Annotated in this window: 25 protein-coding genes; 16 read left to right on the top strand and 9 right to left on the bottom strand. The window is 69.1% G+C overall.

The genetic code is table 11. The annotated features are described in order from the left end of the window. Positions 1 to 87 precede the first annotated feature (87 nt). Both OG905_RS37465 and OG905_RS37460 read left to right on the top strand, forming a co-directional pair. Positions 88 to 1,836 (top strand): glycosyltransferase family 2 protein, encoded by a 1,749-nt coding sequence (locus tag OG905_RS37465; RefSeq protein WP_328681529.1) that lies wholly within the window; start codon positions 88 to 90, stop codon positions 1,834 to 1,836. Beyond that, positions 1,833 to 2,948, top strand: coding sequence for a glycoside hydrolase family 26 protein (locus OG905_RS37460; protein WP_328681527.1), 1,116 nt, complete (start codon positions 1,833 to 1,835; stop codon positions 2,946 to 2,948). Before OG905_RS37465 ends, OG905_RS37460 begins: the two co-directional genes overlap by 4 nt. Here OG905_RS37460 and OG905_RS37455 read toward each other — a convergent pair. After that, a complete protein-coding gene (locus tag OG905_RS37455; RefSeq protein ID WP_328681525.1) occupies positions 2,878 to 3,963 on the bottom strand; it encodes an ArsR/SmtB family transcription factor in 1,086 nt (361 codons plus the stop codon). The genes OG905_RS37460 and OG905_RS37455 overlap by 71 nt on opposite strands. A gap of 193 nt (positions 3,964 to 4,156) precedes the next feature. On the opposite strand from OG905_RS37455, the gene OG905_RS37450 reads away from it, so the two are divergent. Together OG905_RS37450 and OG905_RS37445 are read left to right on the top strand one after the other, a co-directional pair. Next, complete coding sequence (locus OG905_RS37450; RefSeq protein ID WP_328681524.1) at positions 4,157 to 4,612, top strand: peptidoglycan-binding domain-containing protein; 456 nt, start codon at positions 4,157 to 4,159, stop codon at positions 4,610 to 4,612. Between the two features lie 225 nt (positions 4,613 to 4,837). Further along, positions 4,838 to 5,230, top strand: a complete 393-nt coding sequence (locus OG905_RS37445) for a hypothetical protein (RefSeq protein ID WP_328681522.1) — start codon at positions 4,838 to 4,840, stop codon at positions 5,228 to 5,230. Between the two features lie 93 nt (positions 5,231 to 5,323). On the opposite strand, the gene OG905_RS37440 is transcribed toward OG905_RS37445, so the two are convergent. Then, positions 5,324 to 6,550 carry a PP2C family protein-serine/threonine phosphatase gene (locus OG905_RS37440; protein WP_328681520.1) on the bottom strand — a complete coding sequence of 409 codons (1,227 nt, stop codon included), beginning with the start codon at positions 6,548 to 6,550 and terminating at the stop codon, positions 5,324 to 5,326. A 390-nt stretch (positions 6,551 to 6,940) separates the two neighbouring features. Here OG905_RS37440 and OG905_RS37435 point away from each other — a divergent pair, with 390 nt between their 5' ends. Both OG905_RS37435 and OG905_RS37430 read left to right on the top strand, forming a co-directional pair. After that, a complete protein-coding gene (locus OG905_RS37435; protein WP_328681518.1) occupies positions 6,941 to 7,303 on the top strand; it encodes a hypothetical protein in 363 nt (120 codons plus the stop codon). Positions 7,304 to 7,538: 235 nt separating this feature from the next. Beyond that, positions 7,539 to 8,417, top strand: coding sequence for a C40 family peptidase (locus OG905_RS37430; protein WP_328681516.1), 879 nt, complete (start codon positions 7,539 to 7,541; stop codon positions 8,415 to 8,417). 86 nt (positions 8,418 to 8,503) lie between these two features. Here the strand turns inward: OG905_RS37430 and OG905_RS37425 are convergent, their stop codons facing one another. Beyond that, the gene (locus tag OG905_RS37425) at positions 8,504 to 8,683 is read right to left on the bottom strand and encodes a hypothetical protein (RefSeq protein ID WP_328681514.1); all 180 of its coding nucleotides are present in this window, start codon (positions 8,681 to 8,683) and stop codon (positions 8,504 to 8,506) included. Positions 8,684 to 8,847: 164 nt separating this feature from the next. Between OG905_RS37425 and OG905_RS37420 the strand changes: the two genes are divergently transcribed. Further along, positions 8,848 to 9,456, top strand: a complete 609-nt coding sequence (locus OG905_RS37420) for a GOLPH3/VPS74 family protein (protein ID WP_328681512.1) — start codon at positions 8,848 to 8,850, stop codon at positions 9,454 to 9,456. 483 nt (positions 9,457 to 9,939) lie between these two features. Here the strand turns inward: OG905_RS37420 and OG905_RS37415 are convergent, their stop codons facing one another. Continuing rightward, on the bottom strand, positions 9,940 to 10,926 hold the full coding sequence (locus OG905_RS37415; RefSeq protein ID WP_328681510.1) for a chitinase: 987 nt from the start codon (positions 10,924 to 10,926) through the stop codon (positions 9,940 to 9,942). Between the two features lie 309 nt (positions 10,927 to 11,235). Here OG905_RS37415 and OG905_RS37410 point away from each other — a divergent pair, with 309 nt between their 5' ends. The 4 genes from OG905_RS37410 (at position 11,236) to OG905_RS37395 (ending at position 14,521) form a co-directional block, all read left to right on the top strand. Beyond that, entirely contained in the window at positions 11,236 to 11,748 is a 513-nt protein-coding gene (locus OG905_RS37410) for a MarR family winged helix-turn-helix transcriptional regulator (protein ID WP_328681509.1), read from the top strand. Further along, positions 11,745 to 12,410, top strand: a complete 666-nt coding sequence (locus OG905_RS37405; protein WP_328681508.1) for an NADPH-dependent F420 reductase — start codon at positions 11,745 to 11,747, stop codon at positions 12,408 to 12,410. The genes OG905_RS37410 and OG905_RS37405 overlap by 4 nt, the downstream gene beginning before the upstream one ends. A gap of 74 nt (positions 12,411 to 12,484) precedes the next feature. Then, positions 12,485 to 13,543 carry an LLM class flavin-dependent oxidoreductase gene (locus tag OG905_RS37400; RefSeq protein ID WP_328681507.1) on the top strand — a complete coding sequence of 353 codons (1,059 nt, stop codon included), beginning with the start codon at positions 12,485 to 12,487 and terminating at the stop codon, positions 13,541 to 13,543. A gap of 114 nt (positions 13,544 to 13,657) precedes the next feature. Further along, entirely contained in the window at positions 13,658 to 14,521 is an 864-nt protein-coding gene (locus tag OG905_RS37395) for an ATP-grasp domain-containing protein (protein WP_328681506.1), read from the top strand. 109 nt (positions 14,522 to 14,630) lie between these two features. Here OG905_RS37395 and OG905_RS37390 read toward each other — a convergent pair whose 3' ends face one another. After that, positions 14,631 to 15,326, bottom strand: coding sequence for a L,D-transpeptidase (locus OG905_RS37390; protein WP_328681504.1), 696 nt, complete (start codon positions 15,324 to 15,326; stop codon positions 14,631 to 14,633). A gap of 239 nt (positions 15,327 to 15,565) precedes the next feature. Here OG905_RS37390 and OG905_RS37385 point away from each other — a divergent pair, with 239 nt between their 5' ends. Then, entirely contained in the window at positions 15,566 to 15,970 is a 405-nt protein-coding gene (locus OG905_RS37385) for a hypothetical protein (protein ID WP_328681503.1), read from the top strand. 237 nt (positions 15,971 to 16,207) lie between these two features. On the opposite strand, the gene OG905_RS37380 is transcribed toward OG905_RS37385, so the two are convergent. Continuing rightward, positions 16,208 to 16,822 carry a TetR/AcrR family transcriptional regulator gene (locus tag OG905_RS37380; RefSeq protein WP_328681502.1) on the bottom strand — a complete coding sequence of 205 codons (615 nt, stop codon included), beginning with the start codon at positions 16,820 to 16,822 and terminating at the stop codon, positions 16,208 to 16,210. 156 nt (positions 16,823 to 16,978) lie between these two features. On the opposite strand from OG905_RS37380, the gene OG905_RS37375 reads away from it, so the two are divergent. The 4 genes from OG905_RS37375 to OG905_RS37360 all read left to right on the top strand — a co-directional run bounded on the left by OG905_RS37375 (position 16,979) and on the right by OG905_RS37360 (position 20,232). Then, on the top strand, positions 16,979 to 17,437 hold the full coding sequence (locus OG905_RS37375) for a cupin domain-containing protein (RefSeq protein ID WP_328681501.1): 459 nt from the start codon (positions 16,979 to 16,981) through the stop codon (positions 17,435 to 17,437). 57 nt (positions 17,438 to 17,494) lie between these two features. Beyond that, the gene (locus OG905_RS37370; RefSeq protein ID WP_328681500.1) at positions 17,495 to 18,295 is read left to right on the top strand and encodes an alpha/beta fold hydrolase; all 801 of its coding nucleotides are present in this window, start codon (positions 17,495 to 17,497) and stop codon (positions 18,293 to 18,295) included. A gap of 13 nt (positions 18,296 to 18,308) precedes the next feature. After that, positions 18,309 to 19,730 (top strand): MFS transporter, encoded by a 1,422-nt coding sequence (locus OG905_RS37365; RefSeq protein WP_328681499.1) that lies wholly within the window; start codon positions 18,309 to 18,311, stop codon positions 19,728 to 19,730. A gap of 76 nt (positions 19,731 to 19,806) precedes the next feature. Next, complete coding sequence (locus OG905_RS37360) at positions 19,807 to 20,232, top strand: DUF3592 domain-containing protein (protein ID WP_328681498.1); 426 nt, start codon at positions 19,807 to 19,809, stop codon at positions 20,230 to 20,232. Between the two features lie 46 nt (positions 20,233 to 20,278). On the opposite strand, the gene OG905_RS37355 is transcribed toward OG905_RS37360, so the two are convergent. The 3 genes from OG905_RS37355 to OG905_RS37345 are packed head-to-tail and all read right to left on the bottom strand — an operon-like array spanning position 20,279 to position 23,841. Further along, a complete protein-coding gene (locus OG905_RS37355; RefSeq protein ID WP_328681497.1) occupies positions 20,279 to 22,819 on the bottom strand; it encodes an ABC transporter permease in 2,541 nt (846 codons plus the stop codon). A 3-nt stretch (positions 22,820 to 22,822) separates the two neighbouring features. Next, entirely contained in the window at positions 22,823 to 23,596 is a 774-nt protein-coding gene (locus tag OG905_RS37350; RefSeq protein WP_328681496.1) for an ABC transporter ATP-binding protein, read from the bottom strand. After that, positions 23,593 to 23,841, bottom strand: coding sequence for a hypothetical protein (locus OG905_RS37345; RefSeq protein WP_328681495.1), 249 nt, complete (start codon positions 23,839 to 23,841; stop codon positions 23,593 to 23,595). The genes OG905_RS37350 and OG905_RS37345 overlap by 4 nt, the downstream gene beginning before the upstream one ends. Between the last annotated feature and the right edge of the window lie 170 nt (positions 23,842 to 24,011).

The following is a 24,011-nucleotide window of genomic DNA, read 5'->3' as shown; positions in this document are numbered from 1 at the left end:
ACCGGGCGGGCGACGCAAGCAGTCCTACTCACCGCAGGTAGCGGCTTATTCACGACTGAGTGACGCTGTTGGTCAGCAAGGGGGGAAATGTCTAGATATTCATGCCGCCTGGACCGGCGCGTCGAAAAGAGGAATCGCCGCAACGCCTCAGCCGTCGCTGCCTACGCGCGTGCCGCACGGGAATGCGGCCCGCTGGCCAACCCGGGCCGGAAAGTGGAGTACTGCTCCGTGCTGCGTCCGGGCCACCGGGTGTCGCTCACCGCTCTCACCGTCGCCACAGCCCTGGCCGACCTCGCCTTCATCGGCTGGCTGCTGCTGCCCGAACACGTCCCCGGCCCCGGGATCACCGGCGTCGGCAACGGCTGGCTGTTCCTGGCCCGGACCGGTTTCTGTCTGGTCATCGCGGTCGAGACGATAAAGATCGTGCAGGCGGTGGCGATCTGGGTGTTCGCCTTCCGGGCGAAGGACCCGATCCCCATGGTGCCGCCGCAGGGGCTCCGGGTCGCCATGCTGACCACCATCGTGCCGTCCAAGGAGCCCATAGCCGTCGTGCAGCGGACGCTGCGGGCCATGCTGGAGGTCGAGCGCTGGGACTGCACCGTCGACGTCTGGATCCTGGACGAGGGAAACGATCCGACCGTACGTCAGATGGCGGCGCGCCTGGGGGTCCATCACTTCAGCCGCAAGGACCGGCCGGAGTACAACCAGCGGTCCGGCCCCTTCCGCGCACGTACCAAGTCGGGAAACCACAACGCCTGGCGCGCCGAGCACGAGAACAACTACGACGTGGTCGCCCAGATGGACCCGGACCATGTGCCGCTGCCGTGCTTCCTGGAGCGGACCCTGGGCTACTTCCACGACCCGGACACCGCGTTCGTGGTGGCCCCCCAGGTGTACGGAAACGCCTACGACAACTGGGTGGCCCACGGCGCCTCGGTGCAGCAGTACCTGTTCAGCAGCATCGTCGAACGGGGCGGCAACGGTCTGGACGCCCCCTTGCTGATCGGCACCAATCACCTCTACCGGGTCGCCGCATGGCAGCAGATCGGCGGCTACCAGGACTCGATCATCGAGGACCATCTGACCAGCATGAGGATCCACGGCACGGTCAATCCCGCCACCGGAAACGGCTGGAAGGGCGTCTACACCCCCGACGTCGTGGCCGTGGGCGAGGGCCCGACCACCTGGACCGACTACTTCAACCAGCAGAGGCGCTGGGCCTATGGCATCTGGGAGATCAAGCTCAACCCGCGGCTGAGGCAGGGCATCCGGCTCCGGCCCCGCCAGCGGCTGCTGTACGACCTGGTTCAGTTCTACTACCCGAGCGTCGCCATGAGCCTGGCGCTCGGCACCCTCGCCACCGCCCTGTACATGCTGCTCGGAGTCTCCTCCATCCAACTGCCCGGGCTCCCCTGGTTCCTGCTGTGGTCGGCGGGCATGGGCGGCTCCTTCGCCCTCTGGCTGTGGCTGCGCCGGTTCAACCTCGCCGAGCACGAGAGGCGGGAGATCGGCATGGCGGGCATCCTGCTGTCGCTCTTCGCCGGGCCCGTCTACATCGCCGCCGCGGCGAACGCCCTGCTGCGCCGGCCGCTGGCGTACGTGGTCACCGCCAAGGGCGAACTGCGCAGCTCGGAGTCCCTGCGCACCTTCCGGCTGCACCTGATGTGGGCCCTGCTGGCCGGGTGCCTGCTGATCGTCAGTTTCCTCAACAACCATGACTACACCGGCATGCGGATCTGGACGCTGCTGGCTCTTGCGGCCGGCTCGGCCCCGCCGCTGCTCGCGCTGGCGCAGGATGTCTCCACCCGCTTGCGCACGGCGAGGGCAGACCAATGAGGATCACCACGCCACGGGTGCTCGCGCTGCTGTGTGCCGCCCTGCTGTCCTGGTACACCTTCCAGGTGGCGCCGGGTCTGGCAGACCGCGAACGCCGAGCGGCCGCCGCACGCGCCGACGCCGTGCTGCCCCCGACGACCGTACTGCCGGACGAGCAGCCGCACCCCACCGCCAAGCGGCCCACGGTCGCTTTCCCCGCCGCGGGAGGGGCGTTCATCGGCGTCTTCACGTCGGCGGGCGCCCATGACTTCACCGAAGCGGCCGGCTTCGCCCGGCAGACCGGGCACCGCCCGCAGGTGTACGAGTTCTCGGCCGACTGGGAGAGCGATCAGTTCGACGCCGATGCCATCAACCGCGTCGCCAGGCGGGGCATGCTGCCCCTGGTCGCCTGGGAGCCGTGGGACCACAAGGCCGAGGCCGAGGAACCCACGCTGCGCGGAGAGCAGTCCGAGTACCGGCTGTCGAGAATCATCCACGGCTCCTTCGATCCGTACATCCGGTCATGGGCGCGGGGCATCAAGTCGCTCCACTACCCGGTGGCCATCCGCCTCGCACACGAGATGAACGGCTACTGGTACCCCTGGTGCGAGCAGTCCAACGGCAACCGCCGCGGGGACTACGTCCGGGCGTGGCGTCACGTCCACAAGATCTTTGACGAGGTGGGAGCACGTAACGCCCTGTGGGTGTGGAGCCCCAACGTCAGCTACACCAACTCCACGCCGCTCACCCGGCTCTACCCGGGAGACGCGTACGTGGACTGGGTGGGCCTGTCCGGATACTACGGCACCGTGGGCAAGGAGAACTACCAGTCGTTCGAACGCCTCTTCACGCCGACGAGGACCGAGATACGGCGCTTCACCCGTAAACCGCTCGTCATCACCGAACTCGGCGCCACGGACGCCGCCGGACGCAAGGCAGAGTGGATCACCGAGATGTTCCGCTCGCTGCCGCGCCACCGCGACATCATCGGCATCATCTGGTATCAGGCCGTGAAGGAGATCGACTGGCGCGTGGGCACGTCCCGCGCATCCTCGGCGGCCTTCACGGCAGGGGCGTCGGCGAGCCGGTACCAGCAGAAGTGGGAGCCGGGTATGACGCCACGCGTTCGCTGAACCCTGATACGGCAGTGGGTGATCGGGCCGGAAGCGCCGCGTTTCTTCGCAGGAGGGCAGCGCCGAGGGGGGTCAGGGAGTGGAGTGCCGAGCCCTTGTGGCGCCGGCTGAGGATGAGGCCCGCATCGCGCAGCGCGCGGGTGTGGAAGCTGACCGAGCCCGGCGACATGCCTGTTGTCCGCGCAAGCTCCGACGACGTCGCGCCGACAGCGCATCCCGCAAGCATCACGGCGCGGGTGCTGCCGAGCAGCGCCCGCAGCGTCGGCGAGTCCTCGCGGGACCGCGGCTCGTGCGGGCGAGGGTGCTGGAGTGGATAGACCAGCACCTGCGGGAGTTCGGCATGGGCAACGGTGACCGGGTTGTGCCAGCAGAAGTACGACGGAATCAGCAGCAGGCCGCGGCCTCGTAGGTGCACACTACGGTCGCTGACGTGGTGCACCAGCTCGAGCACGGGCGGACGCCACCGCATCTCCGGCGCGAAACTGCGCAGGAGGCCGTCGATTCCGCCCTCCAGCAGCGCCCGGGCACGCACAACACGCTCCCCGTCGATCAGATCCTGCATGCACTCGCTGTACGGCTCTATCACGGCCTCGTGGTACGCCCGCAGCGCCTTGACCAGCATGCCGCGTTCCTCGGCGTCGGCCAGCCGCAGCAGGGAAGGCTGGTCCACGCCGACGGGCTCCACCCTGCTGAGTTCCCGCAGCACCCGCTGCCGCGGAGTTGCCAGTACGGCATCGAGCCCCGCATCGAGCCCTTCGCTGCCCTCACGGGGAGTCAGGAAGTCCGGGAAGTAGGAGGCACGCGGACAGGCGGGAATCAGGAGTCTGCGCACGATGCCCCCGAGCTCGCGCTCGCGTAGTCGCGGCACCGCGGCGCGATGCCACTGGGCGTAGGCCCAGCGTCCGCGGCGGGTCTGGAAGCGGTGCAGGCTGGACGCCAGCTCCCACAGGGGATCAGGCGCCGCAGCCAGGCGCGTCCTGGCCAGGTCCAGCTCGGTGAAATGGATTCGGAGCATCGAACTCCCCTCTGTGACCTGCGCACTTCAATCCAGTTTGCAGAGCCTGATGCACCCCCTGCGGCTGCTGGCAGGATGCGAGCGCCTCGACCGTGAGGCGGGGGATCCGATGCCGGCGAGCCGCCGTTACCTGCTGGGACGCCGCGGCCGGTTCCCGGGTTCCGCACGGCATCTCTCGTAGGTGAGGACACACATGAAGCAGAAGATCACAGCGTTCCTCGCTGCCATCGGGCTGGCCACCGGACTGGTCCTCGTGTCCAGCGGCCCCGCGGCGGCAAGCCCCGTATGCCCCAACTCCATCTGGCTTCCCGGTAAGTACACGGGTCAGTTCATCAACATCCCGGCCGACGCCAACTACAACACCTACTGCCACCTGCAGCTGGGTGCCGGCGGCGTAGGGGTGAAGGCCCTCCAGCAGTCGATCTACTGGTGCTACTACGTCAGACCCAACGGGGCCTGGGGTTCGGTGTTCAACATCGCACGCGACGGAAGCTACGGACCCAGGACCCAGGCCGCCGTGAGGGCGGTCCAGTCGTTCCACCACATATCCGCGGACGGTGTCTACGGCCCGCAGACCCGCAACACCATGCTGCACTTCGGCCAGTTCGAGGATGGAGATCCCGATACCTGTGACTACTTCAAGCCCTAGGGCCTGTCGTTTGGATCAGGCCGGATCAGTGAGCGGGGTCTGGTGCGTGCGATCGCAAGGCGGAGGAAGGAGCCGACGCGGAGCGTCGGCGACTGACGACAACGCAGCGAGCGTGCGTGCCAGGGCACGCGAGCCCGGCAAGATCCGAACGACAGGCCCTAGGAGCCGACCAGGTGGCACCGGGACCACCACACCCAACAGGCCGATTTCATCGGGGAGTTCATCATGAGGAAGACCCACAAGATCGCGGGGATCGTCACTGCGCTGACTGCGCTCATGGCCATCGTGCTGGGCGCTTCTCCCGCCTCGGCCGAGTCCTACAACGGCTGCGCCTGGCCACGCGTCTGCTTCTACCTCACCCTCAATGACTGGTGGGCCGGCGCTCCCACCGCCTCGTTCCAGGACGTGACCAGCTACTACCAGAACCTGGGCTCGCGAAGCCGCGGCTCGGACCGGGTGTACAACTCGCGCAACGACGACCGGGTCTGGCTGCGCTATGTCGAGAACAGCACCGGCCAGGTCGGCTACCTGTGCCTCAACCCCAACACGCTCGGGATCTTCGAGGCGGGGTACACGGTCACCGGAGTCAAGATCGAGTGGGCGGCGAGCTGTCCCTGACGGGCGGCGCATCATCGGCTGACCGCCATCACGGGTGGGAGCGTGAGCTCCCACCCGTTTTCTTCGTACCACTCTCCTTGTGGCCCGCCACGGTCAGAGCCGCACGATGACCAGGGCGGTGTCATCGGTGACGCCGCCGGCCGGAAGCAGCTCCAGCAGGAGGGCGTCGGCCAGTGCCTCGGTGTCGGCTCCTTGGTGGCGGGTGAGGGAGTCGGCGAGACGGCGCATTCCGGTGTCGATGTCCTCGCGGCGGCGTTCGATCAGGCCGTCGGTATAGAGGACGAGGGTTGCACCTTCGGTGAAGACCGCGGTGGCCTGCGGTCTGGGGACATGGTCGGGGCGGGCGCCGAGCGGAGGGTCGGTGGCCTCGTCAAGGAACTGCACGGTTCCATCGGCGCGCAGCAGCGCGGGCGGCGGGTGGCCCGCGCTGCTGTAGGTGATGGTCCTGCTGTCCCAGTCGATGAAGGTCTGCACGGCGGTGGTGTTCTCGGCACCGTCGACCGAGCGGGCGTACAGGCCGAGGACGTCCAGAGCCCGGGCGGGGCCATCGGCGACGCGGGAGGCGGCACTGAGCGCGCTGCGGAGCTGACCCATGACGCAAGCGGCCGCCAGGCCGTGGCCGACGACGTCGCCGACCGCGACCCCGATCCTGTCGCCGGGCAGGTCGACCAGGTCGTACCAGTCCCCGCACACATTCAGGGCACCGGCGGCGGGGCGGTAGCGCACGGCCGTCCGGTGGTGCCCCATCGGGCTGGGGGCGGGCAGCATCGCCGTCTGGAGAGCCAGGGCCACCTCGCGTTCACGGGCGTGGGCCTGGCGCAGACGTTCGTTGACCTCCTGGAGTTCGCGAGCACGGGTGTAGAGCTCGGCCTCCAGCACACGGGCGCGGTTCCCGCCGGGACCGCCGCGGGCCCGGATGAGTTCGGTGACCTCCTCCACCCGGTGCGCGAGCAGGACGACCCTGCCGTCGGAGTCCTTCACGGGCGCATTGACCGGACTCCAGTACCGCTCCTCCCACTCGCCGGGCCGCTCCAGCGATGCGACGTCGTAGCGCTGCAGCGCCATGGCGTCCCGCTCGCCGGTGGCCAGCACGCGCAGCAGCGACGCCTGAAGGTTCCGGGCACCGGTCGCGGCCGGGTTGTTCGGGTTGTCGGGAAAGACATCGAAGAGGTAGCGGCCCACCAGCTGCTCGCGGCTGCGGCCCGACACGCGCAGGAACTCCTCGTTGGCGTCGGCGTACACCAGCTCCGGGGTCAGCAATGCCACCATGCCGGGCAGCGCCTGGAACACCGCTGAATAGTCGATCGCTGTGTCCGTCATCGTCCGCCCGCTTTCGCCGCCATCGTCTGGTTCCCTCACGATAGGAGCGCGCGGGGGCTGCGGCGGTGATCCGCTCGCCGAGAAACGGGCAGGTCACGGTTGCGGTCCGGCTCAGTGCTCGGTTCGGAGCCGCACGGCCTTGGTGGTGCACGGCCTTGGTGGCGGCGCCCAACGTGGCGCATTCACCCCGGGGACGGAGGCGGGGGCCCGGCCTCGCGTGCGGGCCGTACGACCCAGCTCGGGCTGTTGACCTTGATCCGGTGTCCGGCCTGGTCACCGGCGGTTTCCCGGCTGCTCGCCCGACGGGCAACAGGAAACCCGTCGACCCGGTGCGCACCCGGCGACAGGCTGAAGTCGTCAGCACGCAACAAAACCTTCCCAGGGGGAATCGTGCGCAAGATCAAGATGATGAGGACCGCCGCGGCGCTCGCGCTCGCTGTCGGCACGATGACGACGCTCACCGCAACCCAGGCCCAGGCGGCGTCCAGCCACGGGTGCCAGTCCGGGTACGTCTGCATGTACCCGGGTGCGGGCTGGAACAACGACCGTCCGACCCACACGTTCTACACCTACGGGGCCCACAACCTCAGCAACATGTACGGGACATACCGCATCTTCAACAACCAGACCGGCGGTGCGACCATGCGGACGTGCACCGGGTACAACGGCACGGGCTGTCAGGGCTACCTGCCCGCCGGCTGGTACATCGACAAGGACATGACGCCGATCAACTCGATCACCCTCCAGCCGTAGTCCCTCCCCGCGTGGACACCTTCCGGAGCCGCCGAATGGCGGCTCCGGAAGTTCGCGCATTCCCCGCCCCGGACAAACTCCCGCGGCAAAGTGCCCTGCTCGGCAGGGGTTTCCCAGGTGTTTCCCGTTGCCCGTCCAGATGGGGCGACGCCGGACCCTCGACGAGCGCGACCACGGCACCGCAGGCTGCTTTCTGCGTACGGAACTCAACGCAACAAGAAACGAGGGTCCCTGCATGCTCCGCCGATCCGGTCTCATCGGCTCACTCATCGGATTACTGGCCTTCCTCTTCTGGGCGCCCACGTCCGCGGCGGCCTCAACCGCGCCCGCAGCCACCGCCGTTCGTACGGCAGCCGCCGGCGAGTGTGCCGTCCTGGCGCCGGGAGGCTCCGCGGCGGCCGAGCGCGCCGTCGCCGCCGCGTGCGCGCAGGTCGCGGCCGACGTCTGGTACACGTGGGGCGGCGGCCACGGCCCGCAGCCCGGTGCCACGTACGGGCAGGTGGATCCCTCCGACCCGGCCAGCGAGCACGATCCCGAGCGGCTCGGCTTCGACTGCTCCGGTCTCGTCCGATACGCCTACTCCCAGGCCACCGGGTCTGACATCCTCAACGGCGTCGCCAGCGCCCAGTACTACACACATCGGGCGGCCGAACGCTTCACCGCCGCCCAGGGCCTCGCCCCGCTGCTCCCCGGCGATCTGCTGGCCTGGGGCAGCTCCCGGCAACTGCACCACATCGCCATCTATCTCGGCGCGGGCAAGATGGTGGAGGCCAAGCAGTCCGGCACCAAACTCATGGTCAGCGACGTGCGGCTGAACGGCGATTACTACGGAGCCGTCCGCGTCAACACCGGACCGGTGAGCGGGCACATCTTCCAGACCTGGGGCACCGGCGTCTGGACCAAGGCCCAGCCGTCCACCAAGGCCGCGCGCGTCTACGCCTTCCCGCGGGCCACGACCATCCGCGTCGAGTGCCAGAAGCACGCAGAACTGGTCACCTCCGACGGCTACACCAACGATGCCTGGTCCTACCTGCCCGACTACAAGGCATGGGTCACGAACATCTACATCCAAGGGCCCGCGTGGCTGGACGGTGTCCCGACCTGCACCTTCTGACGCCGCGCGCTGTTCGCACCAGTGACCGTCACGGGGGTCGGCCACTGGTGCGAACGGCGTTGGACGGCCGGGCACACCGAGCTGCGCTACAGAGCGTTACGAGTGAGCCACTCGTCGGAGTTGTACGTATCCTTCGCCGGGTCCGGTGCTGTGGCCGGGAGCTCTTGAATGGTGTCTTCCAAACGGATTCGATCCGGCAGACTGCCGAACCGAGCACGACGCGCCATCTCGGCGGCATCCTGAACGTTCTTCTTCGTCGTCGTCATCGTGCCCCTTCCCTCACTCGCGTAACGTCGTGCTGAGGATGGGTGTTCCGCACTGCCGGGAGGACAGGCAGGTCCTGCTGTGGGACGTTGAGGGGGTAGACGAGATTGTGGGCGAAAGACAGAGACAGGCCGGTGGCTGATGCCCCGGGCCTGGGGAGCCATTCATGACCACACCGCGGGACCTGTTGATCATTGCCATGGATCAGGCCTCCGGTCGCCCTGTGGAGCAAGGCGATCTCTCCCTTGCGCTCGCAGGAGCCGAGGTGATCGACCTCCTGGGCGCCGAAGCCATCAGGCTGGACGACGATCACATCGTGCCGAGCCTCCGGCCTGCGATCCCCGATCGCCTGCTGGATGAGGCCGCGTCGTCCATTGACGTCGAAGCACCGTACGAGTCGGTCGACGACTGGCTGTGGCGCCGGGGGCGCGGGCTGTCCGCGGCCTATCTGGCCGCCCTTGAAGCGGAAGGGCAGTTCACTCAGCCACGCCGCCACCGTTGGATGCCCTCCCGGCACAGTCCGACGGAGCTGCTCGATTCGGCCGCCCGTCGCCAGGCGGCGGAACGCTGGTCATCAGGTGATCCCGTCCTCGCCGCCCTTGCCGCGGCCGTCGGGATCCGCGACGAGAGGACCGCTGACTCCCCGGGCGTGTCCGACGACGCGGTGGCGACAGTGCTCGCCGCCGTCCACGACGCGGTAAGGGAACTGGACGGCGAACGTCAGCGGCGAGTCATCGAGGACGCGGCCTTCGACAACATCTGGCGAGGCGAATGACGACGGCGCGTCAGTAGTTTGCGTTCCTCGGGCCTCGAAACGCTGCCGCTTCTCACGGTGCCCGCTTCTTCATCCAGGATGTGTCTTCGCCGCAGTGTCCCAGAGATCCAGCCTCCCAGGCGCGCGCATCGCGGCGGGCATCCCGCACATCCCGCGACATGGCTGTTCCGTCGCGGATCTGCCTCCTGCGGCGCCGCGCTCTCCAGTCGATCCATGAGGCGAGCGCGAGAAGCGATATGAGGGGCACGAGTAAGAACCACATACCGCGATCGTGCCGTGAAGCAGCAGGGATTGCCAGGCACATACCCGTGAGCAATCACGGGAACTCGATTCCCGCAGCGGCACTCGGTCGGCTCATGGCGCCCAGCGACCCCATCGTGCCCTCGACGCCCGCGATGTCGGAGCCATCTGATGGTCCCCCCGACCGTGCAGCAGCGCCGCCGGGTGAGCGGCGGCACTGCTGACCCGGACGGCTCTCCTGCCTTACGGCAGACTGTGGACGTGCGGCCCGACGGCGTTCGACCAGGCGCTGCCCGCGGCCGCGTCCCAGTTCGTGGACCAGGTCATCGCACCGCGCAGTCCCGGGTAGGTCTTCGACGGCTTGAACGAGCCGCAATTGGTGCCCTGCGTCAGGCAGTCGAGCGCGTTGTTCACCACCGACGGCTCGACGTAGCCGCTTCCCGCGCCCCGCGCGGAGGCGGGCACGCCGATGCCGACCCGGGACGGGTCGAGGCCGCCTTCGAGCTGGATACAGGCGAGGGCGGTGAGGAAGTCGACCGACCCCTGTGAGTAGACCTTGCCGTCGCAGCCCAGCATCGAACCGCTGTTGTAGTACTGCATGTTGACGACGGTGAGGATGTCCTTCACGTTCAGCGCCGTCTTGAAGTACTCGTTCGACGTCGACTGCATGTCGATGGTCTGCGGCGCCATCGTCAGGACGAAGCCGGAACCGGCCTTCGCAGACAGCGACTTGAGTGCCTGCGTCATGTACGTGGAGTTGAGACCGTTCTCCAGGTCGATGTCGACGCCGTCGAACCCGTACTCCTGCATCAGTCGGTACGCCGAGTCGGCAAAAGCCCCTGCGGAAGCATCGTCGTTGACGGCGACCGCGCCCTTCTCGCCGCCGATGGAGATGATCACGGACTTTCCGTCGGCCTTCTTCGCGGCGAGGTCCGCCTTGAACTGCTCGACGGTGTATCCGCCGAGACCGGCCGAGTCGAGGTTGAAGGTGACCTCGCCGGGCGTGCTCGTCGCATCAGCGAAGGAGACCGCGATGATGTCGTACTGGTCCTGGACCTCCGCGAGGGTCTGGATGGTCGCTCCGTTGTTGAAGTTCTGCCAGTAGCCGGTCACGGCGTGCGCGGGGACGGCGGCGGGAGCAACCGAAGTGTCGCGAGGCGTCGACTCCTCCGTCGCATTGGCGGCGGGCACGGCGATACCGGCGGCTGCGAGAACGCCGACGGCAAGCATGGCTTTCAGCGTGCGGGGGCGTACTTTCCTGTGCACTGCATGGCCTCCGTGGGGGGAGAGCACACCGCGGCACGCGGAAGGCGCACTGCGTGAACGCGCGGTGTGAGTGGGGGGATTGCACATCGGAACGGTGGCCACCGCTGGACATACAAGTTGGTCCAGACCATTGGTCACTGTCAAGGCCCCGCACACGATTCCCGGCCGCATTTTTCGATGTCCACACATCGGGGAACGTAATTGACACGTCAACATTGACATGTCAACCACATGAGTTATCGTTGACATGTCAACAAGACGAGGAGTGGTGTCGTGACAGCAGGCAAGGCAGCTGCCGGTGCGGCGGCCCGGCGGCGGATGACGGTGCGGGAGCTCGCGATCTGGCGATCACTGCTGGACACGACAGCCGAGCTTCGGAGAATTCTCGGCGCGCAGCTGCAGGAAACCGGTCTCTCACCCGCCGACTATCACGTGCTACTGGCCTTGAGCGAGGCAGCGGGCAGACAGCTGCGATCCTCCGTACTGGCGGCGAGCATCGACTGGGAGCGAAGCCGGCTGTCCCACCACCTCGGCCGGATGGAGCGACGCGGCCTGATCCGCCGCGACGACTGCGCCACCGACAACCGTGGTGCCGAGGTGTCGCTCACCGAGGACGGCGCGATCATGTTCCGGCGTGCGACTCCGCCCCATACGAGGGCGATCAAGAAGCACTTCGCGGACGCCCTGACGCCCGAGCAGTTCGAGGCGCTGGCCGACATCCTCCAGGCCCTGCAGAACCACCTCCACGCACAGCCGTCTCCTCGCGCCCGAGGCGGTGCGTCATGACCGGCGGAAGGCTGTCACTCGTACAGTCGCCACGGATCGCCGTGCTCGGCGCGGGGCACGTCGGCCCCGTGATCGCGCGGGTGGCGATCGAAGCCGGCTACCAGGTGTCGATCGCGGCCTCGGGTGACCCGGACAAGATCGCACTCATCAGCCAGGTTCTGGCGCCGGGAGCCGAGCCACGCTGGGCGGCCGATGCTGTGGCGGACGCCGAGATCGTGGTGCTGGCGATCCCGCTCCACAAGTTCGCGACACTCGACCCTGCCTTGGTGGCGGACAAGCTCGTCGTGGACACGATGAACTACTGGCCGCCCGTCGACGGCGTTCAGGAGATGTTCGAAGACTCCCGGTACGGCAGCAGCCAGATCGTCGCGCACCGGCTTGCCCGGTCGACGGTCGTCAAGACTCTCAACCACATCGGCTACCACGAACTCGACGACGAACGCCGACCCGTCGGCTCGCCACAACGCCGCGCTCTCGGCATCGCGGGCGACGACCCCGGCGCCGTGGACCTCGTGGCGGAGGTCATCGAGCGCATCGGCTACGACGCCGTCCGGCTGGAAAGCCTCGGCGCCGGCAGCCTCCTCGAACCCGGAGGCCCAGTCTTCGGCGCATTCCTGCGCCGAACCCAGTTCGAGCGGGCGGTGCGTGCCGAAGCCGCATAGGGCACCACCGCCCACCCGTTGCCCACCCACATCCAGACAGGAGGCTTGCCGTGACGACAACACCTTCAAACCCCGTGGGAGCTTCCGCAGGTGAAACTGCGCGGTTCCCCCTTGTCCTCGGGCTCGACACCTTCGGCGACGTCACCTACGCCGATGACGGCCGCCCGCTGTCACACGCCCAGACGATCCGCAATGTCGTCGAAGAAGGCGTCCTCGCCGAACAGGTCGGCGTGGACTTCTTCGGGATCGGTGAACACCACACCGACGACATTCCGATGCCGGCCGCCGACGTGGTGCTCGCCGCGATCGCCGCGCGCACGACCCGTATCCGTCTCGGGTCGGCGGTGACCGTGCTGAGCTCGGACGATCCGGTGCGGGTGTTTCAGCGTTACGCCACGCTCAACGCGATCTCCGGGGGCCGGGCAGAAGTCATCCTCGGACGAGGGTCCAGCATCGACTCGTTTCCGCTGTTCGGTTACGACCTTGCCGACTACGAGGACCTCTTCGAGGAGAAGACGAACCTCTTCGCCGAGCTGCTCAAGGGCGGTCCGGTCACCTGGCAGGGCAAAACCCGCGCATCGCTGAGTGACCAGGACGTCGTGCCGCACACCGAGTCCGGGCCCTTCCCGGCGTGGATCGGCGTCGGCGGCAGCCCCCAGTCGGTCGTCCGCGCCGCGCGGTACGGCTTCTCGCTGATGCTGGCCATCATCGGCGGCAACCCCGCGCGTTTCGCACCGTTCTCCCAGCTCTTCCAACAGGCCCTCGAACAATTCGGACAGGCGCCCCTGCCGGTCGGAGTGCACTCCCCCGGTCACGTCGCCGAGACCGACGAGCAGGCCCGCGAGGAGTTCTGGCCGCACTATCTCGAGGTCATCCGGCGCGTCAGCAAGACCCGCGGATTCGCCGTCCCGACCAAGGAGTCCTTCACGTACGAGACCGGGCCGGAGGGAGCGCTCCACGTCGGGTCGCCGGAAACCGTCGCCACGAAGATCGCGGCAAATCTCACGGCTCTCGGCGCGACGCGCTTCGACCTGAAATACGGGATGGGAGGCCTCACGCACGAGGCGCTCATGACCAACATCGAGCTCTACGGTACGTACGTCATCCCTCGTGTCCGCGAACTGCTCGCGTGAGCGTGTACTCACCAATAAAGGTGTGACGACCGCCGAGTCGTGTATGGAAGAGTGCCCTGTCCGGAGTTGGTGTATCGACTGGAGAGTTGCATGGGCGCTGCCAGGATCGCGGTCGTGACGAGCGACGCCGGCGTCGACCATGACGTGGATCTCCCGCTGATCGTTGACGCACTACGCGCTGACGGCTTGGCAGCAGAAGCCGTCGCGTGGGATGCGGACTCTGTGCGGTGGGACAGATTCGATCTGGCGGTCATCCGGTCCACCTGGGACTACGCCGAACGGCTCGGCGAGTTCCTGGCATGGGCCGACACGACGGCTCGCGCCACCCGGCTGTGGAATCCAGCGCCGGTGGTGCGCTGGAACAGCGACAAGCGCTATCTGCTGAATCTCGCCGAGCGCGGTGTCCCCGTCGTGCCGACGCAATGCGTCGAACCGGGAGGGAGGTTCGGCGAAGGGGACTTCGACTGGCCTGAAGGAGTCGTGGTCAAGCCCTCGGTTTCCGCGGGTGCTCGGGACACCGCGCGCTACGAGCCCGGCCGGCACGCGGATGCCGTGCGCCATGCCCGAACGCTGCTCGACCAAGGCCGCAGCGTGCTGATCCAGCCGTATCTGCGCCTCGTGGAAGAGGGCGAACGCGCTCTGGTCTTCTTCGGCGGCACCTTCAGCCATGCGATCCATAAGGGACCCGTACTGACCGAGCCAGGGGTGGTCGACAACTTCAGAGTGGCCCACCCGGGTGTCGCCCCTTACCGGCCGACCGATGCGGAGATCCACACGGCGCTGGCGGCGCTGGACGCGATTCCGTCGCCGGCGGCCCCGCTGTTCGCCCGGGTGGATCTGGCGCTGAACCAAACCAGGGAACCCGTGATCATGGAGCTGGAACTCATCGAGCCGAATCTGTTCCTCCAGACCAACCCGCAAGGGCTCGTGCGCTTCGTCGAAGCCGTGGCGGCCGAGAGCCGAACAACTACGCTCTAACTGCGGCATCGACGCGGTCATGTCCGCCCTCACCCTTGCCAGAATCGCCGTGGCCGCTCCGGCGACGGCGACCGTCACGGTCACTGCCGCCGGAGATTCGGCGAGCGGATCAGGTTCCGGGCTTGCGGCCGTAGACGAAGACGTCGTCGCCGTTGCGGAGCAGGCTCCAGTACTTGGCGGCGTCGCTCTTGGTCATGTTCACGCACCCGTGCGAGCCGGGCGGCGCCCAGACGCTGATGCCCACGGAGTGGAAGGCCTGGCCGCCGTCGAAGAACTGGCTGTACGGCATCGGCACGTTGTACAGGTTCGACACGTGGTCGATGTCCCGCAGGTAGATCTCCTTCAGGCCGGTGCGGGTCTCGTAACCGTCGCGGCCGGTGCGCACCGCCACCGGTCCGTACACCAGCTTGCTGCCGTCCTGGATCCAGCTGAGCTGGAGCGTCAGGTCGACGCAGGCGATGCGGCCCTTGTTCACCGGGCACTTGCCGGCCTTGTTCGGGTTCTTCCCGACGGCCTTCTGCTTGTTCATCAGATCCATGACGCCCCAGGTGATGGGGCCCGCAAGACCGGCGTTCGGGCTGATCGAATGCTTCGTCTGGAAGGCCTGGATCGCCTTGCAGTCGGCGGCCGACTGCTTTCCGTCCACCGGGCGGCCGAGGAACTTCTCGACCTGCTTCTGGTACGGCCCTGTCTGCGTCGTACACGACGCCGCCTGAGCGGTCGTGCTCCCCATGGCCAGAGTGAACGGGGTCACCAGTGCGGTGATCCCGAGTGCGACGACTCCTCGTCGGCGAATGTCCCCCACGTTTGTCGGCTCCTTGTCCGTGCGTAGTCCGAGTTCGCCTGGTAGACGGTCATGGGGACCCGGTAGTTGCACGCGAAAGGAAGACGGTTCCGTAACAGCCGCAGGGGAAGGTGGTGCCGGGGGGACCCGGCCGCCGTCGGCTCCGGTCGGCCTCCGCTTGACGGCAGGAGGCTTCCGGCGTAGTCCGGGATGAGGGGGCGGATCAGGAGTTCCGAGAGGGTTTCGAGAGGAGTCCGATCATGCTCGGCGATCTGCTCGGTGAAGAACAGGGCGAGACCACCGGAATGCGTGTCCTGCCCAGCGACAACGGCCAGCCCGCGATGGAAGCCTCCTTCCAGGCGGTGGGCACACTGCTGAACGCAGCGGTCAGGGACATGGGGACGTACGAATCGTTCGTACGGCCCGACGGCACGCTCTTCGGCGACGGCCAAGGGATCATCATGACCCATGAGGGAGAGACGGTCACCTGGCACGGTCAGGGCGTCGGGCACTTCACCGACGCCGGCGGAGTGAAGTGGCGGGGCGCGATCTACTACGAGACCGCCGCCGCCAAGTTCGCGGACCTCGCAGGGGGCGTAGGCGTGTTCGAGTTCGACACGACCGAGGACGGAAAGGTAACGGCCAAGGTCTTCGAGTGGAAGTAGCCCCCGCGGTCGGGGCGCAGTGGGCGCACGACGGCGGCATGCCGCAGAGCGTGAAGAACTGCTGTGCCGCGGCGTGGTCCCCGGTCACCTGAAGGACGCCCGCGTCTATGGCCGCTGCGACGCACGGTGCTCGCGGTGGGTGCAACCGTTCGTGCGCTTCATGGACGTGCGCCAGGACAAATTCACGTACCGGCGTGATACCCGTCCGACAGGCCAGGCCGGCCGCCCGGCTCCCCTCTACCCCTGCGAGGCCGCGCGTACCGCGGCCTCGGTCAGGGTCGTCGCGGTTCGTACGGCGCTCGCGACGGCCTCGTCGGGGGCGAGCCCGCACAGATCGGTGAGGCTGAACAGGGCTTCCGCGCTGACGACCACCGCGAGGTCCCGCTTGAGCTGGGCGAACGCGTCCGGATCCGTCGCCCCCAGCGTGTCCTCCAGGGGCAGAAGCGCGTGGTCGATGAGGCCGAAGCGGATGCCGGGCCGCTCCGTCGCCGTCTCGGGGCGGGTGATGGTGGCGGCGATCATCGCGCGCACCGCGCCCTGGCGGACGAGGACTCCGCGGAGCAGGAACTCACAGGCGAAGGCGACGCGTTCGACGGGATCGCGGGAGCCCGCGACCGGGCGGAGTGCGTCGGCGGGGGCCGGCCACACGCCGGCGAGGGCCTCGCCGATCAGCGACGGAAGGTCCGGGAAGTACCGGTAGGCGGTGGCGTCGGAGACCAGGGCCGCGCGGGCGATCGCGGGCATGGTCACTTCGCCACCCGCGCCGATGAGCTCGCGGGCTGCCTCGACGATCGCCGTACGCGTGCGCTTCTTCTGGTTGCTGCGGCCGGTGTCCGTCTGTGTCGTCGCCATCGGTACGTCACGTCCCCATTCCCGCTCATTCCTGCCGTCCCTCCGCGGGCACCTTATCACCGCTCACTCTCGTCGTGAGACTTCACTTGCATAACGAGAGCTGGCCACCTACTCTCGTGAGAGCAAGCTCTCACGAAGGATGTGAAGGAGACGGCAATGAACGAGGTTTCCGTGGTCGGCCCGGACGGCGGCGAGACGATCCGTCTGGGCCCGACCCAGATGCGCATCCTCGAGGACGGCAGCACCACCGGGCACCGGATCGGGATCGGGGAGATCACCCTCGCACCGCACACCCAAGGCCCGCCGCAGCACCGTCACGCCCAGCACGACGAGGGCTTCTACGTCGTCTCCGGCACCGTGCATTTCACGGTCGGGGAGACCATTCACGTCGCCCCGGCCGGCACGCTCGCGATGATCCCGCCCGGCGCCCCGCACACCTTCGCGAACCCCGGCCACGAGCCGGCGGTGATGCTCAACACCTTCACGCCCGACCTGTACGTGCAGTACTTCCGCGACCTGCGGGACATGATCGCTGGCGGCCGGGAGATGAACGCCGAGTCGACCGCCGAGGTGATGAGCCGTTACGCCACCGTTCCCGCCACCGACTTCGCTTGACCGCCCAGCCCTCTGACCGCCCAGCCTTCTGACCGCCAAATCCCTTGAGGACACCCCATGACCAGCACCGTCCACACCCTCTCCCTAGCCTCCGGCGACCTCGACATCACCGTCGACGACCAGGGGCAGGGCCACCCCTTCCTGCTGCTGCACGGCGGCGGCGGTCCGCAGACGGTCGCGCCTTTCGCCGGGCTGCTCGCCGAACAGCGGCCGGCCCGGGTCATCACCCCGGTCCACCCCGGTTTCGGCGGCACCGCCCGGCCCGACTGGCTGACCGACGTCCCCGCCCTCGCCCAGGCCTACATGCGACTGCTCGACGAACTCGGCCTCACGGACGTCACCGTCGTCGGCAACTCCATCGGCGGCTGGATCACCGCCGAACTGGCCCTGCTCGGCAGCGACCGGATCAGCAGCGTCGTCCTCGTCAACGCCGTCGGCATCAAGGCCCCCGGCCACCCCATCGCCGACACCTCCTCCCTCACCCCCGCCGAGCTGTCACGGCTCGCCCTCCATGACCCCGCGAAGTTCGCCGTCGACCCCGCCACCCTTCCGGAGGCCGCCCGCGCGGTCATGGCCGCCAACCGCGCCGCACTGCAGGTCTACTCCGGGCCGTACGTCATGGAAGACCCCACACTCCGCGAGCGGCTGGCCAAGGTCCCGCACCCGGCCCTCGTCGTGTGGGGCGAGAGCGACGAGGTCGTCGACGCCGAGTACGGACGCGCCTATGCGGCGGCCATGCCGGAGGCCCGGTTCGAGCTGCTCCACCACACCGGGCACATGCCCCAGATCGAGACCCCCGAGCAACTCCTCACCGTGGTCTGGGACTTCGCCGACTCCCACGCCACGAACCGGCCCTGAACGGAAGCGTCCCGTGCACCGACCCCGTGGCGGCCGACGGACGTTGGTCCTGGCCGTCTGCTGCCTGAGCGTCCTGCTCGTCAGCCTCGACACCACCATCCTCAACGTCGCCCTGCCCTCGATGCAGCAGGACCTTCACTCCTCGGTCTCCGGCCTGCAGTGGACGCTGGACGCGTACACCATCGTGCTGGCCGCGCTGCTGACCCTGGCCGGCTCCACGGCCGACCGCGTCGGGCGGCGTCGGATCTTCCAGCTCGGTCTGGTGCTGTTCACCGCCGCTTCGGCGCTGTGCAGTCTGGCGCCGACCACGGGGTGGCTGGTGGTCTTCCGCATGGTGCAAGCGGTGGGCGGTTCCATGCTCACCCCGGTCGCCATGGCCATCCTCACCAACACCTTCCCGGAGCCCCGGGAACGGGCGCGGGCGATCGGCGTGTGGGGTGGAGTGGTCGGCATCAGCATGGCGGCCGGGCCGGTCCTCGGCGGCGTACTGGTGCAGTCGGTCGGATGGCGGTCGGTGTTCTGGCTGAACGTGCCGATCGGGCTGGCCGCGCTGGTCCTCACCGCGCTGGTCGTCCCCGAGTCGCGCGCGGCACGAGCCCGCCGCGCGGACCCGGTGGGGCAGTTGCTGGTGATCGTCCTGCTCGGCGCGCTGACGTACGCCGTCATCGAGGCCCCCGGCAAGGGCTGGACCTCACCGCTGATCGTGGCCTGCCTGATCGCGGCGGCGGGCACGCTGGGCGGGCTCGTACCGTACGAGAGCCGGCGCGCCGAACCCCTGATCGACCCGCGGCTCTTCCGCAGCGCACCCTTCAGCGGGGCCACCCTGACAGCCGTCTTCGCGTTCGCCGCACTCGGCGGTTTCCTGTTCGCCAACGCGCTCTATCTGCAAGGGGAGTTGGGGCTGAGCCCGCTGGCGGCCGGGCTGCGCATGCTGCCGATGGCGGTGCTGTCGCTGGTGTGCCCGCCGCTGTCCGGGCGGATCGTGGGCAGCCGGGGCCCGCGGGTGCCGCTGCTGATCGCCGGTGCCGGTATCACCGCCAGCGGTGTGCTGGCCGTGGTCGTCACCGGCTCGGCACACCCCTCGTACGTCCTGCTGGCCCTGGTCTACGCGCTGTTCGGCCTCGGCTTCGGCTTCGTCAATGCGCCGATCACCGACACGGCGGTCGCCGGCCTGCCGCGCGACCGGGCGGGGGTGGCCGCCGCGGTCGCCGCGACCAGCCGGCAGGTCGGCTCCGCGATCGGCATCGCGGTGATCGGTGCCGTGGTCGGCGCCGGGGTGAGGGCGGCAGCCTGGTGGATCATCGCCGGGTGCGGGCTGGCCGTCCTCGCCCTGAGCGCCGTGACCGCCGGCCGCCGCTCCCCCGGCGGCGCCGGACGTGTCGCCGCCGACGTCGGCTCCGAGCAGTCAATGCCTGTTTCCCGTACCGGCAGGTAGATCCAGGCGGCCCCTGGCGGAGGCCGCAACCGAACACCAGATCACTGCGTCCCTTGCGTCCGAGGCGCAAAGAGGCGTGAGCAAGGAAGAGGTGGCGGCATTGTTGCCCATCGGTACTCTGGCGTGCGGGGCGGCCGCCCTGCTGATCCTTGGGGCCGCGCTGCGGGAGACCGTGGTGGTACGGCGGTTGCGGCAGCGCGGGACGCGTACGCAGGGCCTCGTGGTCGAGAACGTGCGGTCCAACGACTCCGAAGGGCCGACGTGGGTGCCGGTCATCGCCTTCACCGACCTGCGCGGGTACCGGGTGGAGTTCACACCGCGGGCCAGAGGGACAGGGATGGGGCTGGCGACTGGGCGGGAGGTGGGCGTGGTGTATCTGCCTCACGACCCGCAGACAGCTCGGGTGCTCATGTGGCGGCACATGGTGGGGCCGGTGGTGTCCCTGTTCATCGGCGGCATCGTTTTCCTGGGCTTCGCTGTGTGGATCGCCTTGACGGGCTGACCGTGCGGACGGCGACCGGTACCGCCGCCGGGCCGAGAGCGGGCTCTCACTGTGCGCGGATGGCGTCCGCGGGCGGCGTACGCAGTGCCTGGCGGGTCGGGAGTTCGATGGTGAGGAAGGCCGTGACGGTGACCGTGAGCGCGAGGGCGGGCAGGAGCCAGACGGGCCCGGCGGGCCAGGGGCGGCCGAGGAAGCCCTGGCCCAGGAGGGCGAGGGGCAGCGCGGACAGCAGCAGGGCGGTGGTGAGCGCGGTGGCGGCGGTCACCGCGGCCTCGCGTCGCATCATCGCGCGGACCTGACGTGGTGTGGTGCCGTTGAGGCGGAGGGCCCCGATCTCGACCCGGCGCTGGGCGGTGGCGGCGACGAGCTTGTTGGCGATGCTGAGCAGGAGGTAGACGAGCAGGACCACGATCGTGACCAGGTTGATCCACACCTCGGGCGGGGCGTCCTTCAAGCTGCCGACGGACCCGGCGTTCGTTTTCTCGAGTGCCAGGCCGGAGCGGGAGGCGGCGAAGGCGGTCAGCCCCTGCAGGGCCTTGTCCGTGCCGTCGGTGCGGATGAGGATGCTCTGGTCGAGGCCCGTGGTGGTGTGTCCGGCCGCCAGGTCGTGGGAGAGGACGACCGTGCCGAAGCCGAGGCCGCGGGCGTAGACGGCGACGACCGTGACGTCGACCCGTGCGCCGTCGCCGAGGACGAGGCTCACCCGATGGCCCACTCCTGCGGAGCGCGAGCGGGCGACATCGCTGCTCACGGCGATGGTGGCGCCGGTGAGGCGGTCCAGGTTCCCGTCCCGTACGTCGAGGTCGAGGACATCCGACGCGTCCCTGGTGAGGATCATCGCGGAGCCGGACTCGGTCTCCGTGTCGCCGAACTGCTTGTAGGGCCACACCACGGTGGTCGTGCCGACCGGGGCCGCCGCCCGTACACCAGCCGTGTTCCGTACGGCGGCGAGCGTGCCGTCGGGCAGTCCGCCCAGGCTCGGCGCGCTCAGGCGCTGCTGGGCGAGGGTGCCCGTGCGGGTGTCGTGCGCGGTCGCGGCCAGCACGGTGGTCTGGGTGAGGGTGTACGTCAGGACGAACACGACCGCCATGGCCAGGGTGCTGACGATCCCCGCGTTGCGCAGCGCGTAGGCGCGGACGTTGGCCATCGCCAGCCAGGTCGGGGCGGAGACGCCGGACCGTGCGCGCCGGGCCGCCGCGTTCCCGATGCCCCGGACAAGGGCCGGGCCGGCAAGGGCCAGGCCGATCGCCCCGAGGATGCCCGCCATGGACGTGGCCGTCGCACCGATGACAGTGCGGGAGAAGAGCGGTAGGGCCGACATGGTGCTCGCGGCGACGATGACCAGCAGGCCGATGCGCGTCCGGATCCTCGACGGGTTGCGCGGCTCGCTGCGTGATTCGGCGACCGCTTCGGTGGCCGGCATCCGGGAGGTGCGCCACGCGGAGCCTCGGGCCGAGATCTGCACGGCCGCTGCCATCAGGAGGACCGTCGCGAGGGCGGGCAACGGGCTGATGGTCAGGGGGAGTTCGGACGGGACGACCCCTCGGTCGGCCAGCAGCCGGCGGAACTGCCCGGCCAGCAGGTAGCCGAGCGCCACGCCGGGTACGAGGGCCACGGCCGCGACGACGGTGGACTGGGCGGCGGCCAGGCGGCGGATCTGCTTCGGGGTCGCGCCTACAGCCCGCATCAGCGCCAGGTCGCGGCGCTGTCCTGCGATCGACACGGCCAGCGCGCTCGCCATGACGAAACCGGTGATCAGCAGGATGATCCCGGCGAGCGAACCGGCGAGGAGGATCAGCAGCGAGCGGGACGCGCCCGCGCCGGGCGACACGAGGTCCCCGCGGCCCGCGCCGGTCGTCACCTCAAGACCCGTGCCCTTCAGCTTCGTACGGACCTCGGCGGCGACCCGTTCCCCGGCGCCGGGCGCGGTACGCAGGCCGATCAGGTCGACGGTGCCTGCGTGCGAGCCGCCGTCACGCCCCGACAGTCGCACGGCCGTCGTATCGGCGAAGAAGACACCGGCGCCCGGCGCGTCGACCACCGCCGAGACGCGGTAACGGGCGGCGGGCCGGGCGCCCGCGACAACATGGACCCGGTCGCCCACCTTCACCCCCGCCGCTGCGGCGGTGGCGCTGTCCACGGCGAGCTCGCCGGAACCGGCCGGACTGCCGCCGTAGACGTGCGTCCCGTCCAGCAGCCGCGTCGAGGACCATCCGTGCCCCGCCGCCTGGGGATCCCCGGCCGCTACGACCTGTCCGTGGGCGTCGACGAGGGCGGCGGGGAAGCTGATGTCGCCGACCGTCGCGGTGACACCCGGCAACTCGGCAAGTTCACCGACCAGTCGGGCCGGGACCGTACGACGCTCCGGAAGCGCGATCGGCAGGTCCCCGATCGGATGGAACTCCTGGTCGGCCGCGACCACGACGGCCGCGCCGCCGAGACGGCCGGCGGGCAGGTGGGAGCGCAGGCCGGACTCGGCCAGTACGCCGGTGCCGGTGATCAGGGCCGCGCCGCCGAGCACCGCGCAGGCCACGGCGATCAGCGCCGTGATCCGGTGCCTGACCATCTGTATCGCGAGACGAAACATGACTCAGACCTCTCCCAGCGCGACGAGACGGCGGGCCAGTTCGGGGGCGGTGGGTGTGTCGAGGGCCTCGACCACACGGCCGTCGGCCATCACCAGAACCCGGTGCGCGCGGGCCGCGGCCGCCGGGTCGTGGGTGACCATCACGACCGTCTGGTGCAGTTCGTTCACGAGATCCCGCAGCAGGTCGAGCACTTCGTGGGCGCTGCGCAGATCCAGCGCGCCGGTCGGCTCGTCGGCGAACACGACGGCCGGCTTGGCCACCAACGCCCGTACCACTGCTGCTCGTTGCTGCTGGCCGCCGGAGAGCTCGGCCGAGCGGTGGGTCAGCCGGTCGGCAAGACCGACCCGCTCCACCAGCGTCCGCAGCCAGTCGCGGTCCGGGGTGCGTCCCGCCAGCCTCAGCGGCAGCGTGATGTTGTCCTGGATGCTGAGCGAGGGGATCAGGTTGTACGCCTGGAACACGAAGCCGACGCGTTCCCGGCGCAGTTCGGTGCGGCGGGTCTCGTTCAGGCCGCCGATCTCGTGGCCGTCGATGCGGACGCTCCCCGACGTCGGGGAGTCCAGCCCGGCGGCACAGTGCATCAGCGTGCTCTTGCCGGAGCCCGACGGCCCCATCACTGCGAGGAACATGCCGCGTTCCACGGTCAGCGACACGTCGTCGAGGGCACGTACGCCTCCCGGGTACGCCTTGCTGACCCGGTCCAGGGCGATGGCGGGCGCGGGCATGTCGTCTGCGGTGGCCGCCGAGCGGCGGGTCCGGGCGAAGGCGGCGCTCATCGACGGCCTCGCAGGTTGCGCACGACGAGGGTCCCGGCGCCGAGGACGGTGACCGCGCCGCAGGCCAGGTGCACCCAGGTGTCGGCATTGCCGTAGGAGGCCGCCATGTTGGAGACCGCGCTGATCACCACCACGATCCAGAGCAGGGTGCGGACAACCTCCCCACGCGTGAGGGCGGGCGACGGCGCGCTGTGCGTGTGGTCGGCCGGGGTGGTGGTGAGGTGGCAGGGGTCAGTGGTCGTCATGGGGGCTTCCTCCCAGGGTGCTGAGCGGTGGGTCCGTTGCGGTCCGGCTGTCGTCACCGACGCTATGGATCAGCACCCCTCCCGGCCGATCCCGCAGACCGCCCGGTTGAGGTACAGCAGGCTGTACTCCCCCTCCCCTCGGCTGACGGCAAACAGGCGCGCGGCATAAG

The organism is Streptomyces sp. NBC_00322 (assembly GCF_036147535.1).
Lineage (GTDB): Bacteria > Actinomycetota > Actinomycetes > Streptomycetales > Streptomycetaceae > Streptomyces.
Note: the sequence above shows the minus strand (reverse complement) of the source record. Positions and strands in the feature narration are given on the sequence as shown.

Coding starts and splice junctions, on each gene's coding strand:
- OG905_RS37465 (WP_328681529.1), top strand. CDS start 88: ATGTCTAGATATTCATGCCGCCTGGACCGGCGCGTCGAAAAGAGGAAT.
- OG905_RS37460 (WP_328681527.1), top strand. CDS start 1,833: ATGAGGATCACCACGCCACGGGTGCTCGCGCTGCTGTGTGCCGCCCTG.
- OG905_RS37455 (WP_328681525.1), bottom strand. CDS start 3,963: ATGCTCCGAATCCATTTCACCGAGCTGGACCTGGCCAGGACGCGCCTG.
- OG905_RS37450 (WP_328681524.1), top strand. CDS start 4,157: ATGAAGCAGAAGATCACAGCGTTCCTCGCTGCCATCGGGCTGGCCACC.
- OG905_RS37445 (WP_328681522.1), top strand. CDS start 4,838: ATGAGGAAGACCCACAAGATCGCGGGGATCGTCACTGCGCTGACTGCG.
- OG905_RS37440 (WP_328681520.1), bottom strand. CDS start 6,550: ATGACGGACACAGCGATCGACTATTCAGCGGTGTTCCAGGCGCTGCCC.
- OG905_RS37430 (WP_328681516.1), top strand. CDS start 7,539: ATGCTCCGCCGATCCGGTCTCATCGGCTCACTCATCGGATTACTGGCC.
- OG905_RS37425 (WP_328681514.1), bottom strand. CDS start 8,683: ATGACGACGACGAAGAAGAACGTTCAGGATGCCGCCGAGATGGCGCGT.
- OG905_RS37420 (WP_328681512.1), top strand. CDS start 8,848: ATGACCACACCGCGGGACCTGTTGATCATTGCCATGGATCAGGCCTCC.
- OG905_RS37415 (WP_328681510.1), bottom strand. CDS start 10,926: ATGCTTGCCGTCGGCGTTCTCGCAGCCGCCGGTATCGCCGTGCCCGCC.
- OG905_RS37405 (WP_328681508.1), top strand. CDS start 11,745: ATGACCGGCGGAAGGCTGTCACTCGTACAGTCGCCACGGATCGCCGTG.
- OG905_RS37385 (WP_328681503.1), top strand. CDS start 15,566: ATGCTCGGCGATCTGCTCGGTGAAGAACAGGGCGAGACCACCGGAATG.
- OG905_RS37380 (WP_328681502.1), bottom strand. CDS start 16,822: ATGGCGACGACACAGACGGACACCGGCCGCAGCAACCAGAAGAAGCGC.
- OG905_RS37375 (WP_328681501.1), top strand. CDS start 16,979: ATGAACGAGGTTTCCGTGGTCGGCCCGGACGGCGGCGAGACGATCCGT.
- OG905_RS37370 (WP_328681500.1), top strand. CDS start 17,495: ATGACCAGCACCGTCCACACCCTCTCCCTAGCCTCCGGCGACCTCGAC.
- OG905_RS37355 (WP_328681497.1), bottom strand. CDS start 22,819: ATGTTTCGTCTCGCGATACAGATGGTCAGGCACCGGATCACGGCGCTG.
- OG905_RS37350 (WP_328681496.1), bottom strand. CDS start 23,596: ATGAGCGCCGCCTTCGCCCGGACCCGCCGCTCGGCGGCCACCGCAGAC.
- OG905_RS37345 (WP_328681495.1), bottom strand. CDS start 23,841: ATGACGACCACTGACCCCTGCCACCTCACCACCACCCCGGCCGACCAC.